The sequence below is a fragment of the Thermoanaerobacterium sp. RBIITD genome (assembly GCF_900205865.1).
Classification (GTDB): domain Bacteria; phylum Bacillota; class Thermoanaerobacteria; order Thermoanaerobacterales; family Thermoanaerobacteraceae; genus Thermoanaerobacterium.
Genome location: NZ_LT906662.1, coordinates 525,786 through 550,061 on the forward strand (window position 1 = coordinate 525,786; position 24,276 = coordinate 550,061).

Annotated in this window: 30 protein-coding genes, 3 pseudogenes and 2 riboswitches; of the genes and pseudogenes, 4 read left to right on the forward strand and 29 right to left on the reverse strand. The window is 32.8% G+C overall.

Annotated features, from left to right (window positions below; genetic code table 11):
• Positions 1-216 precede the first annotated feature (216 nt).
• The 28 genes and pseudogenes from CPG45_RS02525 to CPG45_RS02645 form a co-directional block, all read right to left on the reverse strand.
• The gene (locus tag CPG45_RS02525) at positions 217-750 is read right to left on the reverse strand and encodes a folate family ECF transporter S component (RefSeq protein ID WP_096230479.1); all 534 of its coding nucleotides are present in this window, start codon (positions 748-750) and stop codon (positions 217-219) included.
• 75 nt (positions 751-825) lie between these two features.
• Positions 826-931: riboswitch (THF riboswitch) on the reverse strand.
• 165 nt (positions 932-1,096) lie between these two features.
• On the reverse strand, positions 1,097-1,312 hold the full coding sequence (locus CPG45_RS18090; RefSeq protein ID WP_157732434.1) for a DUF1002 domain-containing protein: 216 nt from the start codon (positions 1,310-1,312) through the stop codon (positions 1,097-1,099).
• 385 nt (positions 1,313-1,697) lie between these two features.
• Positions 1,698-2,947: pseudogene (gene purD / locus CPG45_RS02530) on the reverse strand (phosphoribosylamine--glycine ligase).
• A 95-nt stretch (positions 2,948-3,042) separates the two neighbouring features.
• Positions 3,043-4,569 (reverse strand): bifunctional phosphoribosylaminoimidazolecarboxamide formyltransferase/IMP cyclohydrolase, encoded by a 1,527-nt coding sequence (purH, locus tag CPG45_RS02535; protein WP_096230480.1) that lies wholly within the window; start codon positions 4,567-4,569, stop codon positions 3,043-3,045.
• A gap of 24 nt (positions 4,570-4,593) precedes the next feature.
• Positions 4,594-5,202, reverse strand: coding sequence for a phosphoribosylglycinamide formyltransferase (gene purN, locus CPG45_RS02540; RefSeq protein WP_096230481.1), 609 nt, complete (start codon positions 5,200-5,202; stop codon positions 4,594-4,596).
• Entirely contained in the window at positions 5,199-6,209 is a 1,011-nt protein-coding gene (purM, locus tag CPG45_RS02545) for a phosphoribosylformylglycinamidine cyclo-ligase (protein WP_096230482.1), read from the reverse strand. The genes purN and purM overlap by 4 nt, the downstream gene beginning before the upstream one ends.
• Positions 6,210-6,227: 18 nt before the next feature.
• A complete protein-coding gene (purF, locus tag CPG45_RS02550) occupies positions 6,228-7,625 on the reverse strand; it encodes an amidophosphoribosyltransferase (protein WP_096230483.1) in 1,398 nt (465 codons plus the stop codon).
• 14 nt (positions 7,626-7,639) lie between these two features.
• Positions 7,640-8,347: a phosphoribosylaminoimidazolesuccinocarboxamide synthase gene (purC, locus tag CPG45_RS02555; RefSeq protein ID WP_096230484.1), complete on the reverse strand. Its 708-nt coding sequence runs from the start codon at positions 8,345-8,347 to the stop codon at positions 7,640-7,642.
• Entirely contained in the window at positions 8,348-8,839 is a 492-nt protein-coding gene (gene purE / locus CPG45_RS02560; protein WP_096230485.1) for a 5-(carboxyamino)imidazole ribonucleotide mutase, read from the reverse strand.
• A 65-nt stretch (positions 8,840-8,904) separates the two neighbouring features.
• On the reverse strand, positions 8,905-10,353 hold the full coding sequence (locus tag CPG45_RS02565) for an NCS2 family permease (RefSeq protein WP_096230486.1): 1,449 nt from the start codon (positions 10,351-10,353) through the stop codon (positions 8,905-8,907).
• 189 nt (positions 10,354-10,542) lie between these two features.
• Positions 10,543-10,644: riboswitch (purine riboswitch) on the reverse strand.
• 255 nt (positions 10,645-10,899) lie between these two features.
• On the reverse strand, positions 10,900-11,208 hold the full coding sequence (locus tag CPG45_RS02570; protein WP_096230487.1) for a type II toxin-antitoxin system RelE/ParE family toxin: 309 nt from the start codon (positions 11,206-11,208) through the stop codon (positions 10,900-10,902).
• On the reverse strand, positions 11,198-11,485 hold the full coding sequence (locus tag CPG45_RS02575) for a type II toxin-antitoxin system Phd/YefM family antitoxin (protein WP_096230488.1): 288 nt from the start codon (positions 11,483-11,485) through the stop codon (positions 11,198-11,200). The genes CPG45_RS02570 and CPG45_RS02575 overlap by 11 nt, the downstream gene beginning before the upstream one ends.
• Before the next feature lie 74 nt (positions 11,486-11,559).
• Positions 11,560-11,895, reverse strand: coding sequence for a helix-turn-helix domain-containing protein (locus CPG45_RS02580; RefSeq protein WP_096230489.1), 336 nt, complete (start codon positions 11,893-11,895; stop codon positions 11,560-11,562).
• Between the two features lie 138 nt (positions 11,896-12,033).
• Entirely contained in the window at positions 12,034-12,339 is a 306-nt protein-coding gene (locus CPG45_RS02585) for a hypothetical protein (protein WP_096230490.1), read from the reverse strand.
• Between the two features lie 118 nt (positions 12,340-12,457).
• Positions 12,458-13,342, reverse strand: coding sequence for a tape measure protein (locus tag CPG45_RS02590; protein WP_197702832.1), 885 nt, complete (start codon positions 13,340-13,342; stop codon positions 12,458-12,460).
• Positions 13,305-13,721: a hypothetical protein gene (locus tag CPG45_RS17075; RefSeq protein ID WP_197702833.1), complete on the reverse strand. Its 417-nt coding sequence runs from the start codon at positions 13,719-13,721 to the stop codon at positions 13,305-13,307. Before CPG45_RS17075 ends, CPG45_RS02590 begins: the two co-directional genes overlap by 38 nt.
• Positions 13,722-14,138, reverse strand: coding sequence for a hypothetical protein (locus CPG45_RS02595; protein WP_096230491.1), 417 nt, complete (start codon positions 14,136-14,138; stop codon positions 13,722-13,724).
• Between the two features lie 20 nt (positions 14,139-14,158).
• Positions 14,159-14,962 carry a sigma-70 family RNA polymerase sigma factor gene (locus CPG45_RS02600; RefSeq protein WP_096230492.1) on the reverse strand — a complete coding sequence of 268 codons (804 nt, stop codon included), beginning with the start codon at positions 14,960-14,962 and terminating at the stop codon, positions 14,159-14,161.
• A gap of 22 nt (positions 14,963-14,984) precedes the next feature.
• Entirely contained in the window at positions 14,985-15,389 is a 405-nt protein-coding gene (locus CPG45_RS02605; protein WP_157732311.1) for a sigma-70 RNA polymerase sigma factor region 4 domain-containing protein, read from the reverse strand.
• A 262-nt stretch (positions 15,390-15,651) separates the two neighbouring features.
• A complete protein-coding gene (locus CPG45_RS02610) occupies positions 15,652-16,152 on the reverse strand; it encodes a hypothetical protein (protein WP_096230494.1) in 501 nt (166 codons plus the stop codon).
• Between the two features lie 194 nt (positions 16,153-16,346).
• Positions 16,347-16,889: a terminase small subunit gene (locus tag CPG45_RS02615; RefSeq protein WP_096233430.1), complete on the reverse strand. Its 543-nt coding sequence runs from the start codon at positions 16,887-16,889 to the stop codon at positions 16,347-16,349.
• Between the two features lie 310 nt (positions 16,890-17,199).
• Entirely contained in the window at positions 17,200-17,430 is a 231-nt protein-coding gene (locus CPG45_RS02620; RefSeq protein WP_096230495.1) for a DUF739 family protein, read from the reverse strand.
• Between the two features lie 19 nt (positions 17,431-17,449).
• Positions 17,450-17,668: a hypothetical protein gene (locus tag CPG45_RS02625; RefSeq protein ID WP_157732312.1), complete on the reverse strand. Its 219-nt coding sequence runs from the start codon at positions 17,666-17,668 to the stop codon at positions 17,450-17,452.
• A 71-nt stretch (positions 17,669-17,739) separates the two neighbouring features.
• The gene (locus tag CPG45_RS02630) at positions 17,740-18,078 is read right to left on the reverse strand and encodes a hypothetical protein (RefSeq protein ID WP_096230497.1); all 339 of its coding nucleotides are present in this window, start codon (positions 18,076-18,078) and stop codon (positions 17,740-17,742) included.
• Between the two features lie 281 nt (positions 18,079-18,359).
• Positions 18,360-19,237: pseudogene (locus CPG45_RS17080) on the reverse strand (DNA primase family protein).
• 36 nt (positions 19,238-19,273) lie between these two features.
• Positions 19,274-20,329: pseudogene (locus tag CPG45_RS02635) on the reverse strand (hypothetical protein); the annotation flags it as partial.
• Positions 20,330-20,331: 2 nt separating this feature from the next.
• The gene (locus CPG45_RS02640) at positions 20,332-20,520 is read right to left on the reverse strand and encodes a helix-turn-helix domain-containing protein (protein ID WP_096230498.1); all 189 of its coding nucleotides are present in this window, start codon (positions 20,518-20,520) and stop codon (positions 20,332-20,334) included.
• A gap of 17 nt (positions 20,521-20,537) precedes the next feature.
• A complete protein-coding gene (locus tag CPG45_RS02645; RefSeq protein ID WP_096230499.1) occupies positions 20,538-20,735 on the reverse strand; it encodes a helix-turn-helix transcriptional regulator in 198 nt (65 codons plus the stop codon).
• A 147-nt stretch (positions 20,736-20,882) separates the two neighbouring features.
• Here CPG45_RS02645 and CPG45_RS02650 point away from each other — a divergent pair, with 147 nt between their 5' ends.
• The 4 genes from CPG45_RS02650 (at position 20,883) to CPG45_RS18425 (ending at position 22,654) form a co-directional block, all read left to right on the forward strand.
• Positions 20,883-21,398, forward strand: coding sequence for a helix-turn-helix domain-containing protein (locus tag CPG45_RS02650; RefSeq protein ID WP_157732313.1), 516 nt, complete (start codon positions 20,883-20,885; stop codon positions 21,396-21,398).
• A gap of 163 nt (positions 21,399-21,561) precedes the next feature.
• Positions 21,562-21,795 (forward strand): Arm DNA-binding domain-containing protein, encoded by a 234-nt coding sequence (locus CPG45_RS18415; protein ID WP_197702835.1) that lies wholly within the window; start codon positions 21,562-21,564, stop codon positions 21,793-21,795.
• Positions 21,765-22,379 (forward strand): tyrosine-type recombinase/integrase, encoded by a 615-nt coding sequence (locus CPG45_RS18420; protein WP_197702836.1) that lies wholly within the window; start codon positions 21,765-21,767, stop codon positions 22,377-22,379. Before CPG45_RS18415 ends, CPG45_RS18420 begins: the two co-directional genes overlap by 31 nt.
• On the forward strand, positions 22,367-22,654 hold the full coding sequence (locus CPG45_RS18425; protein ID WP_255405125.1) for a tyrosine-type recombinase/integrase: 288 nt from the start codon (positions 22,367-22,369) through the stop codon (positions 22,652-22,654). The genes CPG45_RS18420 and CPG45_RS18425 overlap by 13 nt, the downstream gene beginning before the upstream one ends.
• A gap of 75 nt (positions 22,655-22,729) precedes the next feature.
• Here the strand turns inward: CPG45_RS18425 and guaA are convergent, their stop codons facing one another.
• The gene (guaA, locus tag CPG45_RS02660; protein ID WP_096230500.1) at positions 22,730-24,268 is read right to left on the reverse strand and encodes a glutamine-hydrolyzing GMP synthase; all 1,539 of its coding nucleotides are present in this window, start codon (positions 24,266-24,268) and stop codon (positions 22,730-22,732) included.
• Positions 24,269-24,276 lie beyond the last annotated feature (8 nt).

The following is a 24,276-nucleotide window of genomic DNA, read 5'->3' on the forward strand; positions in this document are numbered from 1 at the left end:
TAAAAGTTTATAACTCTTAACTTATTAATATAATAATCTGTTTACATAATTAAAAAACTTTATGTCATTTTATATGCTATAGAAGTGCCATTAATGTAAGCTTGTTAGTATTTCCAAGAGAAAATACTGTACTAAAAGAAGTATACTTGGGTTCAATTTTCGAAAGTAGTACTACTATGAAAAAGGTGATAGCATAGCTATCACCAATAAATTTTCTTAGTGTGTCTTAAAATGTATAGCCGTATTTGTTCTTTTGAGCAGTATTTGTGTAAATAAAGCATACACTGGCACGTGGATAACTTCTCCTACGACTTTTGGCGGTAAAGTAGCTATCATAGGTATTTTAAATAACAACTGAAGAAAATATGGCACGAGTATTACTGATGAAATGAATTGGCCTACCCCAATTGCTATCATTAATTGCCATAGAGAAGGTTTTGAAGCCTTTATTGGTTTTAAAATCAAAGCAGGAATAATGCCCGTGAGAGCTGCTGTCAGTGTAAAATGCGGCATGTATGGTCCCAGTGGATTAATATAATATCCAATTATGTCACCCACAGCGCCTACTATTCCTCCTGCTATAGGCCCAAACATTATTCCTGCAAGAATCACCGGAAATCCGCCAAAGCCAATTCTTATACTTTCAATACCGCCAATAGCTATTTTAATGCTAGCTATCCTGGTTAAAACTATGTTAAGGCTCACCAGTAAAGCTAAAAAAACCAGTTCTCGTGTATGAATTTTTTTCATTAAAATAGAGCCTCCTTCCATTATTATATTGGATATGGCAGAACTGCCACACCAGTGGGAAAAGGCTCCTGGAGTGACAGCGGACGCGGTGGCCCACCGCAAGCCTAGGTTTTACACTAGACTTTTCGTACGGAAGCAACGTCCCATCCTCCGTCACTTTACGCGGGACACCTACTCTGCCTAAAGTTACTTTAATATTCTATCATATTTTATATATTTTTGCCATACGCTTTTTAATAGGCACAATAAGGGGATCCAAGCCTCTATGTTATCCTTATTTCAACATATTTAAGATATTATTTATTATATTTTTAATAAAAGTAAATATACTTCGCAATAGTGATTTTTATTCAGGATTATTATTTATAAAATTTTTAAATGTTGTATTAAAATTATCCAATCCCTTTCCTTTTTCTTGAAATGTTATTAAAGACGACGAAATAGCTTTTGATACTATGACATTTTCAGGTAAAATCTGTCCTAAATATTTATGCTCTTCCTGTATAATAATATCATAAAATGCAAATCTACTTCTGTTTAAATCATCTATATAATATTTAATAGGTTATGGATTTTTAAGCATTTGATCGTCATTGCATACTGTCTCTCTCAATTTCTTCGGTTGTATCTGTACATGATAGACAAACATGTTGAGGAAATGGTTAATAAAGAAATCTTATATGAAAAAGCAAATTTACACCATATTGACATATTAGAAAATAACGTTGATTTAGATCGGACAGTATCTTAATAGATAAAAGTGATAAATCCATTTTTGTAATAAATCATGGTGATGGTCAGAAATTTCATAAGATATTTCTGACCATCACCTACTTCAAATAAATGCTATTTTATGATGCAATATTCATCTCTTCAATTAATTAAGGAAGATTCAAGCTAATTTTTATACGTTAAAGCCCTATTTATTACATTTAGAGTTGAGATAATTATACTATTCCTATATCATTTCTGTAATACATGCCTTCGAAGTAAATCTTTTTAAGTTCATTATAGGCTTTTTCCCTTGCATCATCATACGAATTTCCAACTGCAGTAACTGCTAAAACCCTGCCACCAGATGTTATAATTTTATTGCCTGATTTTGATGTGCCTGCATGATATAAAAATACACCATTGATATCATCGAGTCCTTTTATCTCAAATCCAGTTTCATAATTTCCTGGATATCCTTTTGATGATGCAACTACACATACAGCTTTTTTGTCATCCCATTCAATATCTATACTATCGAGTCTACCATCAATGGTAGCTTCATGATATCTACAAGGTCAGTCTTCAAAAGTGGCAGCACCACCTGTGTTTCCGGATCTCCAAATCTTGCATTGAATTCAAGTACTTTTGGGCCTTCTTTTGTTAGAATGAGTCCGGCATAAAGAACTCCCTTATATACAATACCTTCTTTTCTTAATGAATTAATAACCGGTTTTAATATGGTTTCAACAACTTCTTTTTGCAATGCATTACTATAATATGGATTCGGTGCGATGTTTCCCATACCACCTGTATTCGGTCCTTTATCATCGTCATATATTTTTTTGTAATCCATTGCCGAAATCATTGGGACGATTGTATCCCCATCTGTAAAAGCAAGTACTGATATCTCTTTTCCGAAGAGCATCTCTTCTATTATAACCGTATCACCAGATGTTCCGAATCTCTTTTCTTTCATTATTATATCAAGGGCATTTTTAGCATCCGTATAGCTTTCAACGAGAAAAACACCCTTCCCTTGTGCAAGTCCATCCGCTTTAATTACGACAGGATACCATATCTCTTTTAAATAGTTTAGTGCACTATCATATCTATCAAATGCCTTAAAACGGGCCGTCGGGATATTGTATTTCTGAAGCAATAGCTTCGTGAAATATTTACTTCCTTCAATAGCTGCCGCATCTCTTTTTGGGCCAAATATTTTTAAACCATCTTTTTCAAATTCATCTACTACCCCTTGCATTAATGGCACTTCAGGGCCTACAACAGTTAAATCTATTTCTTTTTCTTTGGCAAATTTTTTAAGCATATTAATATCCGCAACGTTTATATTAATACACTCAGCTATTTCAGATATTCCGGCATTGCCTGGCGCACAGTATATCTTATCTACTTTACTGCTTAGGGATATCTTATGAATGATGGCATGTTCTCTACCACCGCCACCTATAACTAATATTTTCATTTAAACTCCCTCCATTGTAATACTTTTTGGTATTCCATAAGGGTCTGAGATTCTTCACTACGTTCAGAATAACATATATACTTTATTATAATTTCCTAATGCTTAAAATGTCTTATGCCTGTAAATATCATCGAAATGCCGGCTTTGTTTGCTTCATCGATCGATGCTTTATCATTTATGGAACCGCCAGGCTGAATTATAGAAGTTACCCCAGCTTTTTCTGCTGCTTCTACAACATCAGGAAATGGGAAAAACGCATCTGACGCAAGAACACTTCCTTTTGCCTTTTCTCCTGCTTGTTTTATCGATTGCTCTGTCGGCCATATACGGTTAACTTGTCCGGCACCTATTCCAACCGTTGCACCATCCTTAGCGAGCACGATGGCATTTGATTTTACATGTTTAACAACCTTCCATGCAAATTTTAAGTCTCTAAGTTCCTTTTCTGATGGTGCCTTTTCTGTAACAACATTTAATTTGTCATCATATAAATCTATTTCATCTTTTTCTTGTACCAGAAGTCCGCCTTCAACTTTTTTAAGGTCATATTCTTTTACATAACCATCTTTTAATTTAAGTATCCTTACGTTTTTCTTTTTCTTTAAGATATTAAGTGCATCTTCTTCAAAATCAGGTGCAATGATAATCTCTAAAAATATCTTTGAAAGTTCTTCAGCAGTTTTAGCATCAAGCTTTCTGTTAAACGCAACTATACCTCCGAATATGGATACCGGATCACACTCGTATGCCTTTTTAAAAGCATCATATACACTATCAGCAACAGCAACACCACATGGATTTGTGTGTTTTACTGCGACGGCAGCAGGCTCATTAAATTCTTTTAATAACTCTATTGTAGCATTAGCATCATTAATATTATTGAAAGAAAGTTCTTTGCCATGTAACTGTTCACATTCTGATATACCATATGATTTTAACGCATTTCTATAGAATGTCGCCTTTTGATGTGGATTTTCTCCATATCTCATATCCTGTGCTTTTTCATAAGAGAACGTTATAACATCCGGAAATTCCTCATTATTTTTCTCCAAAAGGTAATTATATATCAATGAATCATATAAAGCTGTGTGTCCAAAAGCTTTCATTGCAAGGTAAAATCTCGTCTCTTCTTTTGTATCACCGTATTCTTTTATTTCATTTATTACTATTTCATAATCTTTTGGATCTACTATAACAGTTACATATTTATTATTTTTAGCAGCCGCTCTAATCATAGATGGGCCACCTATATCTATATTTTCAATGGCCTCGTCAAGTGTGACATTATCTCTAAGAATTGTTTCTTTAAATGGATATAGATTTACAACGACTATATCGATAGGTTCAATGCCATGTTCTTTTAATGCATTTATATGTTCTTCATTGTCTCTAATTGCAAGTAGCCCGCCATGTATTTTGGGATGAAGCGTTTTTACTCTTCCATCAAGTATTTCAGGAAACCCGGTCACATCAGAAACTTTTATTACATTTATCCCATTGTCTTTTAAAAGTTTATATGTCCCACCTGTTGAAAGTATTTCATATCCAAGTTCATTGAGTTCTTTTGCAAAATCTAAAATTCCGTCTTTTTTTGATACACTAATTAATGCTCTCTTTGGCATCTTATTACCTCCTTAACTATTTTATCAAAGTATTTTTACCTTTCTTCCCTCTATTTTTATACGACCTTCAGTAAAAAGTTTAACAGCATATGGTAAAAGCCTATGCTCTACTTCTAAAACCTTGTTTGATATAGTTTCTGGCGTATCATTATCATCAACTTTTACAACTTCCTGAAGAATAATTGGCCCTGTATCAGCGCCTGTATCAACAAAATGTACTGTACATCCTGTATATTTGACACCATAATCTATGACAGCCTTATGGACATTTCCGCCGTAATACCCTTTTCCGCAAAAAGAAGGTATTAATGATGGATGGATATTTATTATCCGATTGTGATACTTATTTACGAGTTCTTCGTTAAGTATTGTAATAAATCCGGCAAGTATTATGCCATCCGGATTGATTTCATCAACTAATTTCATAAGTTCAGTATAAAAATTGTTCTTTAATTTTTTCTTTGGAACACAATATGCGGGTATATTGTGATCTTCAGCCCGTTTAAGAGCATATGCTCCTTCTTTGTCGCTTATTAAAGCGACAATTTCGGCATTTATATATCCGCTTTCTACTGCATCTATAATTGATTGGAAATCTGTTCCATTTCCTGATGCCATAACTAAAAGTCTCATAGTAAAACCTCTTTTTCACCTTTTACTATTTCGCCTATAATATAAGGTATTTCTCCTGCTTTTTTAAGACGATTTATAGCTTCATCACAATCCTCTTGTGAAATAATAATAACCATTCCAATTCCCATATTAAATGTTCTGTACATTTCATATTCATCTATATTGCCTTTTTCTTTTAGAAGTGTAAATATATATGGGACATCCCATGAACCTTTTATTATTTTAGCTGATGTTTTATCTTTTAATATCCTTGGAATATTGTCTATAAATCCACCACCAGTTATATGTGCTATTCCTTTGATATTAATACCCTTTAATTGATTTATCGCATTTACATAGATTTTTGTAGGTCTTAAAATGACATCTCCGAGTGTCGAATCATATTCTTTTATATAATCATTTATATTCATGTTGTTTTCATCAAATAAAACTTTTCTAACTAATGAATAACCATTTGAATGTATGCCGGATGATTTTAACCCTATTATAACATCACCAGCCTTAATATCTTTTCCATCTATTATTTCATCTTTTTCAACAACACCAACTGCAAATCCTGCAAGGTCAAATTCTCCGTCATTATACATTCCAGGAAGTTCGGCAGTTTCACCGCCTATAAGGGCACAACCAGCTTGGCAACATCCCTCTGCTATACCTTCGATTACTTTTACGCCAACATCACTTTCTAATTTCCCTATTGCAAAATAATCAAGAAAAAAAAGTGGCTTAGCTCCGCTAACAATTATGTCATTAACACACATTGCAACTAAGTCAATACCTATTGTATCATACTTTTTCATCATAAAAGCAATCTTAAGTTTTGTTCCAACGCCGTCCGTTCCTGATACAAGAACTGGATTTTTGTAATTTTTAATCTCAAATAGTGCTCCAAAACCGCCGATTCCATGTAAAACACCATCGATCATGGTTTTTTTTGCTATAGGCTTTATCATATCAACAAATTTATTGCCTTCATCAATATTTACACCGGCATCTTTATAATTCATAATGCCCTCCTTAAAAATTTACTTTTTCTCAAATAGATATTTATTACCTTCCTTTGGTACTTCCATAGGATATACTCCATCAAAGCACGCAGCACATATATTTTTTTTACCAACACTTTTCCTTAAGCCTTCTACACTTAAAAAATTTAGGCTATCTGCACCTATATAATCACATATTTCCTGTACCGTCATTGTCGCACCAACTAGTTCCTTTTTTGTAGGCGTATCAATACCAAAATAACATGAATATTTGACAGGTGGTGAACTTATCCTTACATGTACTTCTTTTGCTCCACCTTTTTTAAGTTGTGCCACAAGCCGTTTCATAGTAGTACCTCTCACAATTGAATCGTCAATAAGAACAATCCTTTTATCTTTGACAAGTTCTTTTAATACATTAAGTTTTATTCTAACGCCTATTTCTCTGTCTTTCTGTTCAGGACATATAAATGTTCTTCCTATATACTTGTTTTTAATTAATCCTTCCCCAATTGGAATGCATGATTGGTATGAATATCCTCTCGATGCAGGTACACCTGAATCAGGAACAGGCACTACAAGGTCTGCATCAACGTGGCTTTCTAAAGCAAGCCTTTTACCCATTTCATATCTTGCTTTATATACACTCATGCCTTCTAAAACACTATCTGGTCTTGCAAAATAAATGTACTCAAACACACAGGGCATCTTTGCCGCTTTTGTTTCTATTTTAAAAGATCTTAAACCTTCTTTATCGATAATTACAATCTCACCTGGCTCTACATCTCTTATGAGTTCCGCCCCTATTACATCAAGTGCACAGGATTCAGATGATATATAATAAATATCATCTTTTTTGCCTATACAAAGCGGCCTTATTCCATTTATATCTCTTATACCGATGAGTTTATCTTCCATTAAAATAGCAAGTGCATATGAGCCTTTTATCATATTCATAGTTTTTTTAAGTGATTCAACTAATCCGAGTTTATAATATTTTGCAATTAGATGAAGTATTATTTCACTATCTGATGTAGTTTGCAATATTCTGCCCTCATTTTCAAGCTCTTGCCTTAATTCAACAGCATTTATAAGATTTCCGTTATGCGCCAGTGCCATGTATCCATCTCTGAAATTTGCGACAAATGGCTGTGCATTACATGCTTCATTATTACCTGTTGTAGAATATCTCACATGTCCAATGCCGACATTCCCTATAAGGTTATTTAAATTTTCTTTTGAAAATACATCTGTCACGAGTCCCTTATCTTTTATGCAATTTACATATGTCCCTTGAAGAACGGCAATTCCTGCGCTCTCTTGACCACGATGTTGTAGTGCTTGAAGTCCGTAATAAATATGGTCATGTATTGGCGTATTGAGGCTAAATGCTCCAAATACGCCACATTCTTCTTTCAATTTTACACTATTGTACATAATTTTACCTCACATCAGTTGTTTTCAAGTCTATTTAAGATTTCTACATAAGCTCCTTCCACATTGCCGAGGTCTCTTCTGAATCTATCTTTGTCGAGTTTTTCCATTGTCCTGCTATCCCAGAATCTGCATGTATCTGGTGATATCTCATCAGCAAGTATTACTCCGTCTTTTGATTCACCAAATTCAAGTTTAAAATCGGCGAGGATGATATTTTTAGATAGGAAATAATTTGAAAGGACGTCATTGATTTTAAATGAGTATTCTTTTATTGTTTCTACTTCTTCTTTTGTTGCAAGTCCCATTGCTTCTATATGGTATTCATTTATAAACGGATCGCCGAGTTCGTCATTTTTGTAGCAAAATTCAAGAACTGTTCTTTTAAGCTTTGTACCTTCTTTAATCCCGAGCCTCTTTGAAAGGCTTCCTGCTGCATAATTTCTTATAAGCACTTCAATTGGCATTATGTTTACTTTTTTAACAACCATTTCTCTGTCATTTAATTTCTTGACAAAATGTGTCGGAATTCCTTCTTTTTCAAGCAATTCAAATAATATAGTAGATATTTCATTATTCAATATGCCTTTATTGTCAATAGTACCTTTTTTAAGACCGTTAAATGCTGTTGCATCATCCTTATATTCAATAATATATAAATCTTCATTGTCTGTTTTAAATACTTTCTTGGCCTTTCCTTCATATAACATCTCACGTTTTTCCATTTACAGCACCTCTTCCTGTATTTTTTTATCTTTTTCAATTACTTCTTCTGCCAATCTCTTTTTATAATCTAACATCTTCTGCATCAAATCAGGATATTTTATACCAAGAATTTGTACAGCAAGTAAAGCGGCATTTTCAGCGCCGTCAATTGCAACAGTCGCAACAGGTATCCCCTTTGGCATTTGAACTGTTGATAGTAATGAATCCAAACCATCCATTGTCGATGATTTAACAGGTACACCTATAACAGGTATTACTGTCATTGATGCTATAACACCAGCCAGATGTGCCGCCTTACCTGCGGCGGCTATTATTGCTTCATATCCCTCTTTAGTGGCATTTTTAGAAAAATCATGTGCGATTTCAGGTGTTCTATGTGCCGAAATAATTCTAACATCATATGCGATATCAAATTCTTTTAAAACTGCTATGCATTTTTTCATCAAAGGAAAATCTGAGTCGCTTCCCATTATAACTGCTACTTTTGGCATTTTTAACCTCCTTAATTATATAATTAGTATTAGAGTCCGATATTTCTATCGGTATCATATTCAACCTAACCCATAAAAAATGCAAATCTCAGTAAGAAAAGTAATCCAATGATATACATGAGCGGATGTACTTCTTTTGCTTTTCCAACTACCATCTTACATATCGGATAGAAAATAAAGCCAACTGCAATACCATTTGAAATACTATATGTGAAAGGCATAAATGCAATAGTCATAAATGCAGGAAATGCTTCACTGAAATCTTCAAAGTTAACTTTTGTAACAGAACTTATCATCAGTGCACCAACTATTATAAGAGCGGGTGCAGTTGCCTGTGCAGGAACAATACCAATGATTGGAGCAAAAAACAGTGAAACAAGAAATAATATGGCGACAACAACAGAGGTCAATCCCGTTTTACCGCCCTCGCTAATACCTGAGGCACTTTCAACGTATGTTGTTATTGTGCTCGTACCTAAAAATGAACCAATAGTAGTACCGATAGCGTCTGCAAATAAAGCTCTCTCAAACTTTGTCTTAAATCCGCCTTTTGATTTCTCAAAATCTTCTTCGTTGAAAATATGTGTCTTTGTTCCAGTACCAATCAATGTTCCAATTGCATCAAACATATCTGCCATACTGAAAGCCAGTATAACAGTTATTAAACCTGTCAATATTGATATTAGACTTCCTGTTGTACCAGGTTTAAGTAAGCCTGCAAAATCCAATTTCATAAAAGTTGGAGCTAAACTTGGTGGAATTTGAGCAATAGTTTTTAAATTTGATATGTGTGTAATCCCCATTGGAATGCCTATTATAGTTGTAGCAATAATACCTATTAGTATTGAACCCTTTATTTTTTTAGTCATTAATATGGCAATTATTGCTATTCCTATAACAGTGAGAATTACTTCAGGATTTTTAAAATTTCCGAGTGTAACCAATGTGTCTTTACTTTGCGTTATGATTCCGCCGTTTTCCATACCTATAATTGCTATAAAAAGTCCAATACCTGCTCCAATAGCACTTCTAAGTGATTGAGGTATTGCTTTTATTATCAATATTCTTATCTTAGTTGCTGTTATAATGATATTAATAACTCCGCTTATTAATGCAAGTGCAAGTGCTGCCTGCCATGAATAATGTAATGTCAATACAACATAAAATGTAAAGAAGGCATTCATTCCCATGCCTGCTGACAATGCAAATGGCACATTTGCGAATAGACCCATGACTAATGTTGCTACAACAGATGATAATATTGTTGCCACAAATACGGCACCGATAACCGGATCATTTGCAACAGATAATCCAGCTTTTGTTGCTGCAGATCCTAAAAGGCCTTTAGCATTCATTCCTGCCTGCATAAGTATTGCCGGGTTTACAAAAATGATATATGCCATTGTAATAAATGTCGTTATACCTGCTATTACTTCAGTCTTGACTGTTGTACCATTCTCTTTAAGCTTAAAATAACTATCGAGAAAACCCTTCTTGCCATTACCATCTACCATTATAATCCTCCTTATGTATTGTAATAAAAGCTTTCCTTTGAAATAAATATGCCCGGGAAGATAGATTTTCATTAAAAGAGTGAAACCTATCCTCCAGGGCTTTTATCCCACAGGTGTGGCTTATGTATGCCTGTACCGCTCGGTCCAAACGCCATAAAAGCGTGATATGCGTCACATTTGGCTGGAACCCTCAGGTACACTTTCACTCATAGTCAGACAATTTACGGTTGTCCGGTAGAAACTTCCAGACCATATTCCCGGAATTATATGAGTTATTTTCACTTGTCTTACATGATTATATTAACAATTTTTTTGTAATAAGTCAACGGTTTTGCGAATGTTTTTTTATTATTTTAAAAAAATGTTCGTATTTATTCCCACTCTGTGTTTAGGTCTTTTTCTGTATTTTCTACCCTTGATTTTACTGCATTTCACGCCATTATTATTTTTATTTTCATTAAAAAATTATGGCTTCAAAAAATTTTAGTACGTTTTTAGTACGGTCATTTTTTCTCTTTGCTTATATTTTTTATAGTGTCTATTATGTCATTTTATAATTTTGCTTAAATCCATTTTAGCATATATAACCCTGTGAATCTCAACAACCTGTTCTTTAACTACATAAAACACTAAATAGTTTTTTACAGGTAATATCCTGTATTCATATTCAAGAGATTTTTCAGGTTGATACACCCTGCATGAATACGGAAACTGTGCAAGCCTTGATATAGAAGTATCCAATTCATTAATTAAATCCATTGCTGCCTTTGGTGCTTTTAACTCATCTGAAATATAAGACACAATATTTGATAAATCTTTACTTGCCAAAGGCAGGTATCTAATTTCATACTTCATCAGATTCCATCCTGTCAGAAAGTTTTGCCCTTAATTCATCGAAAACTTCTTTATGGGAATATCTCTTATCAGTTGTTTTGGCTTCCAGTTCCGCTTCCTTCAGCTTAAAGTAAATTTCACTTTCAAACAGTTTCCGTTCGTAAGCTTCCATGCTCATTACAACCATATCCCCATAACCATTCTTGGTCAAAAATACAGGTTCTTGAGTTTCATGAACAATCCTTGATATATCAGCAAAATTATTTCTCAAATCCGATACTGGTCTAATATGTGGCATACAATTATCACCCCTTTATTAGTTTAGCATAATTTTATCATAATTATGCTAAAACATCAATAAAGCTGTAAAAGTCATTTTTCCTCATTAAGTTGTTCTAATGGCTTTATATTAAATGGGTCAGTAAGGTCATACCCCTTATATTTTTCCAGGAATTCAAGTAAGGCTAAACGTGTAACCTTCATTGAACCAAGTTTTAATGCTGGAAGCAAACCAGCTTTTATAAGGTCATAAACATATTTCGTATTTGTTTTTATAAGTTCCGCAGTTTCAGCAATAGTATAAAGAATATCCTGTGATTCAGCATTATAAATGACAGTAACATTTTGAGTATTACCTAAAAGGTTATGCCTTTTCAAATCATTAATAATTGATTCAGCAATTTGTTTTTCATCAATTTCTATTTTCATTGGCTTCAGATTCCTTTCTATTTTCCCTTATCCTGCCTTCAGGATCGCCTTGCATCCGTTTTAAATCATCAAGGTAATACATTTATATGCCCTTTTATATTAAAATGCCTTAAAAACGATTTTAGAAGGTTTTAGTATCTAATAAACAATATCATCAACATCATAAGTTGGAATTTTACCAATATCACCTTCAGTTTTAATTTCTATTGGTGAATCATCAAAGAATGTATTTTCAAATACACTATAAGCTGCTAATAAACTATTTTCAGGTGGATAATATGTTCCACCTAATGCAGGTACTTCTTTAAGTAATTCATTAAATCTGTTTTGAACTTGTTCATCATATTCCCCATCAAGTTCAATAATTGGAAAACCATCTTCCAAGAAACATTCAACCTGTCGTTCAACTCCAAGATATTTACCTTTTGCAATTATCTTTGACATGCTTCATCACCTATTTTTTGAAAATTAACTTTCAAAAATATTATAGCATATTTGATTTTATCCTATAAACGAAAAAAAGCCAAGGAATAACCTTATTGGCTATCCCTTGGGTTAATTATTATTCATGCACCCCTTCCGCAGCTATTACCATTGTTTCATAAACTTTATCTTCTAAATGAGCAACTATACCATCAAGGTCAAGTTCTGAATTAATATGATTTTCATTGTTCATTTCAATATTAATTTCCGCTGTGGTAAATCTGTTTATTGCTTGTTGCTCTGCCAGGTCACGCATGTATTCCAGGCTTTCTTCACTTATTTCCATTGAATCAGCCACTTTTGCAGTATTCCCAGCTATATCAGCAATATTATTCATCATATTATCATAATCAAATGAAAAACCAGTATTAGCTTCTTTAAATATAGGTTCAAGGGTTGACCAGTTGTCATATATCCATTGTGCCCCTTTACCAATTCCTTGGATTACTGGTTCAAAGGTCTGAAGCAATGTATTTCCAACAATTGTTCCAATTTGACCAAAGGTCATTGGCATTTCTTTAAACTTATTTTCAATATCATCAGCAGCACTAAACATAGCATTTTTAATTACATCAGCAGTAATTAAACCTTCTGCACTCATGTCTTTTAATGTTCCTTCAACACCCATGACATTATGCATATAATCTTCAATTGCTTGTACCAACATTGGTGCATTTTCCATAATTGACCTGAATTCATCACCTTGAAGTCTTCCTGCTGCCATTGCTTGGGTTAACTGATACATTGCTGCTGTTTGTTCTTGAATGCTTGCACCACTTACAGTAAAGGCTTTCTGCATTAATTCAGAAAAAGCAATCATTTCATCATTACTTTTGAAGGCATCACCAGCCAATAAACCTAATTTTGAAATAACATCTGCTGTTGCCTGATAAGAAGTCCTTGCCCTTTGTGCTAAAGCAAATATTTTATCCTGAAGTTCTGCTGTGGTTTGTAAAGCCATCATTGATTAAATCAAGCCTTGCATTTGTTTGTGTCATATTATCAGCAAGTTCAATAATCTTTTTAGCACTAAAAGCAGCACCCAAGGATATTGCCATACTTTTTAATTTGTCCATTAAGCCATGACTATTCCTAATATCATTATTAAATTCTTGCTGTGCCTGGTCTGCTTCCCTAATTTGTTGTTCAATCTCATTAAATGCAATTTCAGCCCTGTTTAATTCTGCCCTTGCTGCCTGAATACTCGATGTATCAATTGCATTGCTGGAAGCCCTCTGCATAGCTTCAAAGCTTGAAATAGTAATATTTAATGCATTGGTTATACTTCTTAATCCTGGTGTCATTCCATCATATAATTGAATTGCACTTCTAATTGTTACCATTTACTTTCCACCCCTTTCTTTGGAATTAAATCCAATAAAATTAAGTATTTGCTTAAATATTGGTTTTTCTTTTGATTGTTCATTAAACTGCTTTTTAACCATCCTTCTTTTTAATACAGCATTTAAACAGTATTTATAAACTCTATCATATCCATCCCTGTTTTTATCTTGCATATAATCAATTTTCATAAGCAATTCTTTATCAGTATTTTGCATTAGTCTTGGAAATAGCTGTTTCAATGTTGGATATATTTCATGACTTTTATTCAACACTATTATTCCATTATCAGTAAGTGAAGCAACCTTATCTAATGAATCAGGGTCATTACAGGTATAAGGAAGGTCTTTAATATACCGTAAATGATGAAAATTTACCGCCCATAGATTTTCATTAATAATTTCAATATTTTTATTCATAGTATTTTCACCTACCTTTTTTAACAACACTGGTTAAGTATTCCATATAACAAATTATCCAATGTTTCCAGCATTTCCAGCACAATATCAGGTGAAGCAAATTGATTTATTTGGTCTTTTTCATGTTCCAAAGAATTAAACACCATCCACTGATATTTTTTCATTAATGCCTTGCCAGCTTCACTATTCCTTATTTTTTTAATTGCTTTAAATTCTGCTTCCTGGACAGATTGACGTGTAACTTTAAATTTTTTAGCTATTTGTTCAAATGTTTGCGGTTGACCTTTTAAACCATAATGCATAATCAATACATTTCTTACAAGTCCAGCACCTTTTCCAAGGACAGTATAAATTACGTTAAATAAATCTTCTCTTAAAATCTCATTATCAATTTCATCTTCAATTAATATAAATGGTTCTTCTGATTGTTCATCTGCAATAGATTCTTCAATAGTCACATCATCTGTTCCTGAAATGGTTTCTGAAATACTACATATTTTTATTTGTTCACTGTTTGAATCGCTTTTCTTTATCCTGCAAATATTTCTGTTTATGAAAGTAATCATTCTATATTTGATTACTTCACTTGCATATGAAGAAAACTTAATTGGTTCTTCATCATCAAACCTGTACTTTTCAATCGCTTTTATAAAAGCAATCCAGCCTTCTTGAACAAGGTCGTCAAAATCCACTAATGCCCTGCTTGCAATACCATAATATTTATTGGCAAAAAATTTAACAATTTTTTCATTTTGTATAATCAATTCATCCAAAGCAGAATGATTGCCTTCTTGATATTCTTTTATAAGTTCTTCATTAGACAAGCAATCACCCCTTCCCTAACCTTTACATCATGTCGGTAATATTAATTTCTGGATATAAAATAATTGATAATTTCTTTAAGGCTTTTTCTTTATTCCTTCCAACTGTTGAAATATCAACATTTAAAGCATCTGCTATTTCATTTCTTGTCTTACCTTCAATACAATAGTTGTAAAAAATAGCAAATTCCCTTTCGCCAGTTATTTCATGTAATCTTTTTAAAGCATCATTCATGCCTTTTATAAATATTGCAGCTTCATGTTTTTCATTGGCTGGAATAGAAGCATCTTTTATTCCAGCCAAACAATACTTAAACTTCTCAATATCTCTTTTAGTCAATTCCAAAGCCAAACCACCGTTTTTTAATTGTTCTATAATCATTGATTTAAGAATTTCTTTGATTACTGCTTCATCCAGTATATTAACCACCCCCCAAATATAAAAAAAGCTGCATTGATATAAAAAATACTTTACACCAATGCAGCTTAATGAAAAATTATTCTTCTTTAGGTGCAGGATTATCTCCAATGCCGTCATGAAGAACAGTTCCAACATGCTCTATTGCTCTTAAATGGTCATAACCATCATCTGTTGGGTTAACTGCATCCTGTGTTGTTGAACCAGTTTTAATTCCAACAGCTTTACCATTTACTATTCCTTTTTATAAATTATCCTGGTATTTCATATCACATTACACCACCATTTCATTTTTTAATTCAGCTTCTACTTCTTTATATGAAGCAGGAATAATACTATCAAGCTTTTGAATAATCCTTTCAATATCTTCAATATCACTTAAAAGTGCAGTTTCTTTCAAAGTATAAGCCAAGCCATTAGTTGTATATGTTCCAGAATCAAAGAACTTAGCAAAATTGTTTTTAAGGATTTCAAGATTATTTATAGCTTTATCAAATAATCCAAGGCTATAAGTAGTAACATTCAATCCATTTATTTCAGAAAGAACTGCATAAAAACGTTTCATAGTCTGATAATCGCCAAAGAATGGCTTTACCAATTCAAAAGCTTCTTCATCTGTAAGCTTATTGCCAAGTAAGTTAATGAATCCAATTGCATTTGAGATTAAAACCTGATAATCAGCAGGTTTTTTTATAGTAGAATTCAAAATGGCTTCCTTTTCTTCTGTGATGATGTTTAAAAGCTGTTTGTTAAAGTCTGCATCATTATTTAACATTTGTGCTTTTACCTTCCTGATTTCATCCTGTTTGGCATCACTGGTGTAATAGGAATTGCTTTCCCATTTCCTTATTTCTTCCAGAAAAGCATTTTTAACCTTTTTATAATTTTCAATAAGTTTTTACACTCTGTTTTTAAGTTCAATTTTCATTTTTAACCATCCTTTCAATTTTTGTATTTTTGATAAATTTTTTATAAGTCTTCTTCACATTGTCTTGCCAAAGCTTTTAATTCTTCAACTGATAATTCATCAAATGGATTATCAGTTGATAGTTCAATTTTGTCATTAAACATTCCTAAATGCCTTCCAAGAAGTTCAAGTGCTTTAAGCTTATCATGAAGCTTAAATGATATTCCACCATTATTGTTTTGTTTTATTTCCTGAATAGCTGATTTTTTATCAGCAGAGATGGAATCAGTATCAAAAATAACTAACCGTTTATATTCAAAGTTTCCATCCTTGCAGGTTTCAATCTTCAAGTAATCACCAATATTAGAAAAAGCAATCTTTGCAAGTTCTTGAATTACCATATCCTGTGTGATATTTGTTCTCTTTGCTCTTTCATCCATAAGTTTTTGAATTCTCTTTTGAATACTAACATTTACTAACAACCTTGCACCTTGTTCATTTGCTGTTTTAGGAGAATACCCTGCACGAATAGCAGCTTGTGTTGCGTTTAAGTCAACCAAGTATTCTTCACAGAACCTTCTTTGTTTTACTGTTAAATTTGCCAATTCCATCACCTGCCTTTTAAGAAAAATAAAAGAGAACACCCAAGCCAGAAGCAAGCTTGAATGTTCTCTTTTTAATTACTAAAAGCCATACTACAAGCATATCACTAATTATAATGCATTACCAGAGTATCAATGTGACATGGTTTGTGACATTTTAATAATAGCACAAATAATGTGTGAAATACTATGAAATTCTATGAAATATCTTGAAAATAATGGCTTCAAGGTGATAAAATCAGGGTGAGAATCTAATATTTATCTCTTGAAGCCATTGTGTAATGCTTATCCAGGTATTATGCAATGGCTTTCTTTATGGTCTACATACTTCAACTTCAAAGAAGTATGCCGGTATTTCTTCAGGTTGAATATTCAAAAGTTCAGCAGCCTTTTCTATTTCAGATTGTGTAAAGTCTGTTGCACTTTTTAACCTGGAATTGATTCTTTGCTTGGTCATGCCCATAAGCTTCCCAAAGGCTTCCTTGTTGCCATACATGGCATTGATTCTTTCTTCAAGTTTTTCATGATTGAAAATAATAAACATTTTTCATTCCCCCTTCATCTTATAAGTAAAATTCAACGTCCTTCTTCAGTGTTATAGTTTCCCAGCCAAGGTATTTCCTTAAAATGTTCATTGCATCAATTAAGGCTTTTAGTTCATCATAATAAGGATTGTCCGAAAACTTCTTATACTTACCAGTTCTTTGTTCTTCCAAGAAGCAATCCAGTAAGGCTTCATAATGTGGTTTGATTGCATCAAGTACATGGTCTATGGTAATCACATCCTTTCCTTTTTTGCTTTTAATACCGATACACCACACCAATAATCATTGGTTTGTATTTATACATCAAATCACCACCTATCTTCTAAACCATCATCTAAAATGATTGCTTTTCTTTTGATTAAGTAATGATTCCCTTTAAAATACTGGTGTCTTTTACAATCAATATCCAGGCAGCATCCAGTTTGGATTTTACCAAGAATATTACTGAAATGTAGTTCACCGCAATCAGGACATACATACCAATAGTTGCCGTTTTGATAAGTTATTGGTTTTACAATGTGGATGTTTCTTTCCTGGTCAAATCTTGTCCGTTTATCAATGTATCCTTTTTCTATAACCAGGATGTCACCAGGGTTAATAAATACTTCATCAGCTTGTTCAATCAGTTTCTCTAAACCATTTTTCATGATACATTCATCCTTTCTATAATTATTTATCAGATGGACAAGGTTATTTTTTATGCCTGTCCATCCCCAAAGAGTCTTGGAAACCTTGATTTTACAGGATTTTAAGGATTTTATATGGACATACTGGACATGCTTATATAATAAATTTATATTATATATATTTTTATTATCATATATTAAGTAAGTATATATTTTATTAAATAAATATATTAAGCTTGTCCAGCCTGTCCACTCTCTTATAAAGCCTTGATATTACAAGCCTTTTCAAGTGGACAGGGTTATTATTTATGCTTGTCCCGTGCTTGTCCAGCATGTCCACTTTCAGGTTTAATAAAAATTGTATATTTCCTGTTATTAATTGTTTTTCTTGTTGTAGTAAGTTCTGTTTGTCTTTGAAGCTGCTTTGAAAACTCATTATTTGCAAGTGCAGTATAACCATTTTTATCACAGTATCTTTGATATTCTTCATATATTACACTTACAGGTTCATTTTCAATCTGAATATCTTCATCTTCACAATATTGAAGAAAGGATATAATAGGATTATTTCTTTCAGCATATTCTTCAAGTTCCTTTTCAACTTTTTGAGATTTTGTAAAAGCCTTATTTCTAAGTACCCTTTTCAATCCTTGAATTCCAAGTTGTATAAGATATTCCATACATTCTTGTTCTCTTAATTCATATTTAATGCCAGGTTTATAATCAGGGTCAGCATCACTAAATCTTGCATTGAATGGAATAATTACAAGCTTTCTTATAATTGCACCAGTATCCCTTCCTTTTCCTATCCTGGGAATGTTATTGGCTGAAAACAGCATCTTTGCATAGTTTTCAAATTCAAATGGATCTTGCCCTTTCCGTTCAACATTAACTCTATCTCCAGTTACAAGCTTTTTAAAAATGAACTATTAGCAATAAATTCATCACCTATATCATCACCTATGTTTGCAAGCTTCCCAAACAATTCAGCAGTTTTAAATCTGTCACCAAGTTCTTTTAAGTCCAGTGATGAAATATTGTTGTCACCCAACAAGGTTTTGACCATATCCAGAAAAGTTGATTTACCATTATTTTTTTCACCAATCAAGATGAAAGCTTTTCCACCTGCAAGGGTATTTGACCTATATATGCAAGCCCCTACAATTTCTTCAAGAAGCATTCTGATTTCTTTATCATGGCAAGCAATTTTGTTCAAAGTGTTATTAACCAGTTCTGAATAAGCATCAGGATTATAACACCAATCAATTTTACTTGTTATTATGTGGTTTGGTGAAAAATCAATGAAGGAATCATCAACCAGGTTATACACCCCATTCTTGAAAGCAATTAAATTTGCACTTGAAGCTGGTGTGTTTTCAATTATTAAATCCTCCAAGTATGCCTTGACTTCATTTCTCTTTGCTCTGCTCAACTGTGGTATATGTTTCAGCATAGCATTATAGATAAATTTTTCATTTGAAATATATATCCCATCTTTGTATATATGAAGTTGGTTACTTATCCTAATGATATGCTCATTGTTTTTTAAGTAATTAGCAAACTTATCAAATAAAAAGGTTGTTCCTTTGAAGAATATTGGCTTTTTGAAAGCATCATCCCGAAGTATTGTTTCAAGTTCTTTTTCAGATAAAGATTCCTTCAGCACATATTGATTGATGATTCTTATACATTCCCTTGCTTCTTCAACTGTAAAATCCGCAGATTGCAAAGTTAGAATATAGTTGAATAAGCTTTGATTTCTACCATCCCCAGCTTCCATATTGATAAATTCAATATTAGCTGAAATAGGTGTCAGCCATTTTAGGATTTCATCAAGTTCATCTAGATTTAGCAATATTTCTCTTGAAGTCCCATCCATTTTTAATACTTCATATGAATTCTTACTTCCAAGTTTTATATCCGCTTCAAGACCAATAGCCAGCTTACACTTGGTTTTATTAGCAGTAATACTATTATTTTTAAACAAGAAATGCTTGCCACGTCCTGTTTTTATAACAACACAATTAATTTTTTTGTCCTGAACTATTTTAAAAAGTAAATCACTCATTTCAGTATCATCAATGTCAACCATAATGATGCTTTCCTTTAGAATTCCATCAAATTCGGGTTCATCTTTAATTTGGTCAAAGGTTTTAAAGTCACTTCTACCTTTGATTTTTTCTATGGACTTTTTATTCTTTGTTATAATAAATCCTTGGAATAGTTCTTCATATATGTTCATTTCATCACCGACTTTCCATAGCTGATTCATTGTTATAAGGCTACTTTTTGTTCAAAGTATCGCTTTGAGATTTTTCCGGCAACAGTAATAAAACCTTGTGCTTTAAGTTCTTCATTCAATCTCTTGATAATTCGGTAGGCAGTTGATAAACTTACACCTAAAATTACTGCAACTTCTTCTGCTGTCAAGAAGTTTGTAGTTTTCTTATATGTTGTTTTCATGCTGTTACACCACCTTTCTAATCTTCATTAAAAAATAATTCCTGAACTGTGCAATTTAAAGAATCAGCAAGCCTTTTCATTAAATCAACACTTGGATTTTTAGCTTTTCCTTGTTCCAATTTCATTAGGTATTGTGGTGTTATACCTACTTGCTGAGCTAAATTTTTTTGTTTAATTCCTAATTCGATTCTTTTAAGTTTCAATTTAGATACCATATTGTCAATCCCCCTTTTATAAATTAACCGATTTGGTTGTTGTATTTATAATACTACCGTTTTGGTTTTTTGTCAATAAGTTTTATAAAATAAATTGACATTATGGTTATTTTAAATTATTATCTTATTAGAAGGGTAGGTGATACAGTGGAAGAAAATAGAATAAAAATTGCACGAATGAGAAAAGGACTTACGCAAGACCAATTAGGAAAACTTGTTGGTGTTTCAGGTGTAGCTATAATGAGATATGAAAAAAATCAACGCCAACCAAAGCAAAAAATAATACATAAGCTTTCAAAAGTATTAGATGTAAATGAAGCCTGGTTAATGGGTTATGATGTTCCAATGGAAAGAACTGAAAATAATCTTAACGATTCAATAAAAGTTAAAACTAAAAATTTTGAATACTTTATTAAGTATCTCGAATCTATTGGCTATACTGTTGAAATTCAACCTGAAGTTCTTGAATGGCATTATGAAGATGTTATTGAGAATGGAAAAGTTATTGGTAGAACACAAGTTGTAGATAAAGAAATATATACTGTAAAAATAATAAAAGATAAAACTACAACAATATTTACTGAATCAGAATTTGAAGAATTTAGAAAAACTATTGAAAAATCAGTTGAATTTGAGATTTATAAAGCCAACCAAAATAAATAAAAAAAATCGCCTGGTGCTGTAACACCAAACGATTTTAGTTGATACTTTATAAACCCAAAGGTTTGATATAGTACCTAATATAACCAATTATATTATATCATAGACCTTTGGAGATATAAAGGGTCTATTTTTTATACCCTTTTTTAAAGAAAGGAATGATATAATGCCTGTTTACAAAGATGAAAAACGTGGTACTTGGTATGCATCCTTTTATTACACTGATTGGATGGGGAACAGGAAGAAAAAGAAGAAGGAAGGATTTAAAACTCAAAAGGAAGCCAAAGCTTTTGAAAGGGAATTTCTTAATAAAGCACACGCTTCCTGTGATATGACTTTTGGAAGCCTGGTTGAACTGTATATGGAAGATTGCCAAAGCAGATTGAAGCCAATACATTAGAAAATAAGAAATATGTAATTGATTTAAAAATATTGCCATATTTCAAGGATATGCCAATTAATACTATAACCCCGACAACGGTTAGGAAATGGCAAAATGAATTGATTTCCAGTGAAAAGAATTACAGTCAAACGTATTTGAAAACAGTAAATAATCAGCTTTCAGCTATCTTCAATTTTGCAATGAAATATTATAAGCTTCCTTCCAATCCTGCAAGGATATGTGGAAGCATGGGAAAGAAAAATGCTGATTCAATGCAGTTTTGGACTGTTGAAGAATTCAAGAAATTCATTGCTGCTGTGGAAGATAAACCAACATCAAAGGTTGCATTTGAATTGCTGTTTTGGACTGGAATGAGGTCAGGGGAATTACTTGCTTTAACATTGAATGATTTTGACTTTGAAGCCCAAACAGTAAGCATCAATAAGAACTATGCAAGAATGGGTGACCAGGATTTAATACTTGAACCCAAGACACCCAAAAGCAAAACGGTTATAACATTACCACCTTTTTTATGTGACCTTGTTCAAGATTATGCTTCCAAGCTTTATGATTATGAACCTGATGAAAGTTGTTCCAGGTAACAAAATATTACCTTCACCATGAAATGGACAGAGGATGTAAAAAATCAGGTGTTAAAAAAATCAGAATTCATGACTTGCGACATTCCCACGCATCATTATTGATTGAAATGGTTTTTTCACCACTGCTTATTTCTGAAAAACTTGGTCATGAAAATATTGAAACAACCCTTCAGACATATTCCCATCTATATCCTAACAAGCATAGTGAAGTTGCTGAAAAATTAGAAAAACTTAATGAAAAAAATCTTAATTCAGAACCACAAAATAACACATAAAAATAAAATAGTACGTTTTATAAAACATGAACCCTATAAACCTTTTAATATCAAGGCTTATAGGGTTTATCTTAATTATTCCCATTCGATTGTTGCAGGTGGTTTTGATGTAATATCATATAAGACTCTGTTTACACCGTATACTTCATTTATTATGCTTGTAGATATATCTTCAAGAATATCATAAGGAATCTTTACCCAATCTGCAGTCATTCCATCATTGCTTTCAACAATTCTTAAAATGATAGGATATGCATATGTCCTTTCATCACCCATTATTCCTACGCTTTTAATGTCCGGTAGTACAGCGAATGACTGCCAAACTTTATTATACCAGCCGTTTTTCTTCATCTCTCTTAGTACTATACTATCTGCTTCCCTTAAGATATCTAATTTCTTTTCTGTAATCTCACCAAGAATCCTTACAGCAAGGCCAGGACCTGGAAATGGCTGTCTATTTAATACCTCATCAGGCATTCCTAGTTCTCTTCCAACTTGTCTTACTTCATCTTTGAATAGCATCCTTAAAGGTTCGATAAGTTCGAATCCAACATTTTCAGGAAGACCACCTACATTGTGATGGCTTTTTATTGTTGATGCAACATGGCTTCCGCTTTCTATTACATCTGGGTAAAGGGTACCTTGTACGAGGTATTTCACACCACCAATCTTTTTAGCTTCTTCCTGAAAAACTTCTATAAATTCGCTACCTATTATTTTTCTCTTCATCTCGGGATCTGTAACGCCTTTTAATTTCTCTAAAAATCTTTCCTTCGCATCGACTTTGATTATCTTCATATCAAAATTTCTCTTAAATGTTTCAACAACTGTATCACCTTCATTTTTTCTCAATAGACCGTTATCAACAAAAATACATATAAGCTGATCATGTATGGCTCTATTGACAAGTACAGCTGCAACAGATGAATCAACACCACCACTTAAAGCACATACAACTTTATGGCCGTCTACTTTCTTTCGAATCTCCTTTACTGTCTGTTCAATGAGTGAGTCCATCGTCCAATCTGCCGAGCAGTCACAAATCTCAAAGAGAAAGTTTCTTATGATTTCAGTTCCTTTTGGTGTGTGTATTACTTCTGGATGAAATTGTACAGAATATTGTTTTTTTTCTACATTAGCTATTGCCGCAATTGGGCAGTTTGCTGTTGATGCCACAACTTTGAAATTTTTTGGTGGTAATTCTATCTGATCTGTATGACTCATCCAACAGCTTGTCTCTTTTTCAATCCCTTTGAATAGCGGTATGTTATTATTTAATACTACTTCAGTTTTGCCATACTCTCTTACAGATGCTGCAATTACTTTACCGCCAAGTGCCATAGTCATAAGCTGTGCACCATAACATATACCAAGTATAGGATAATCTAATCTAAAAATTCCCTCGTCGCATACTGGAGCATTCGGTGCATAAACGCTAGCAGGACCGCCTGATAGCACAATTCCCTTTGGTTCTCTTTTAATAATTTCTTCAGGTTTTATGTTATATGGTACGATTTCACAAAAAACATTTGCTTCTCTTATGCGCCTTGCTATTAGCTGAGTATATTGCCCACCAAAATCCAGAATTAATATAACTTCTCTACTAATCCCCATCAATATCC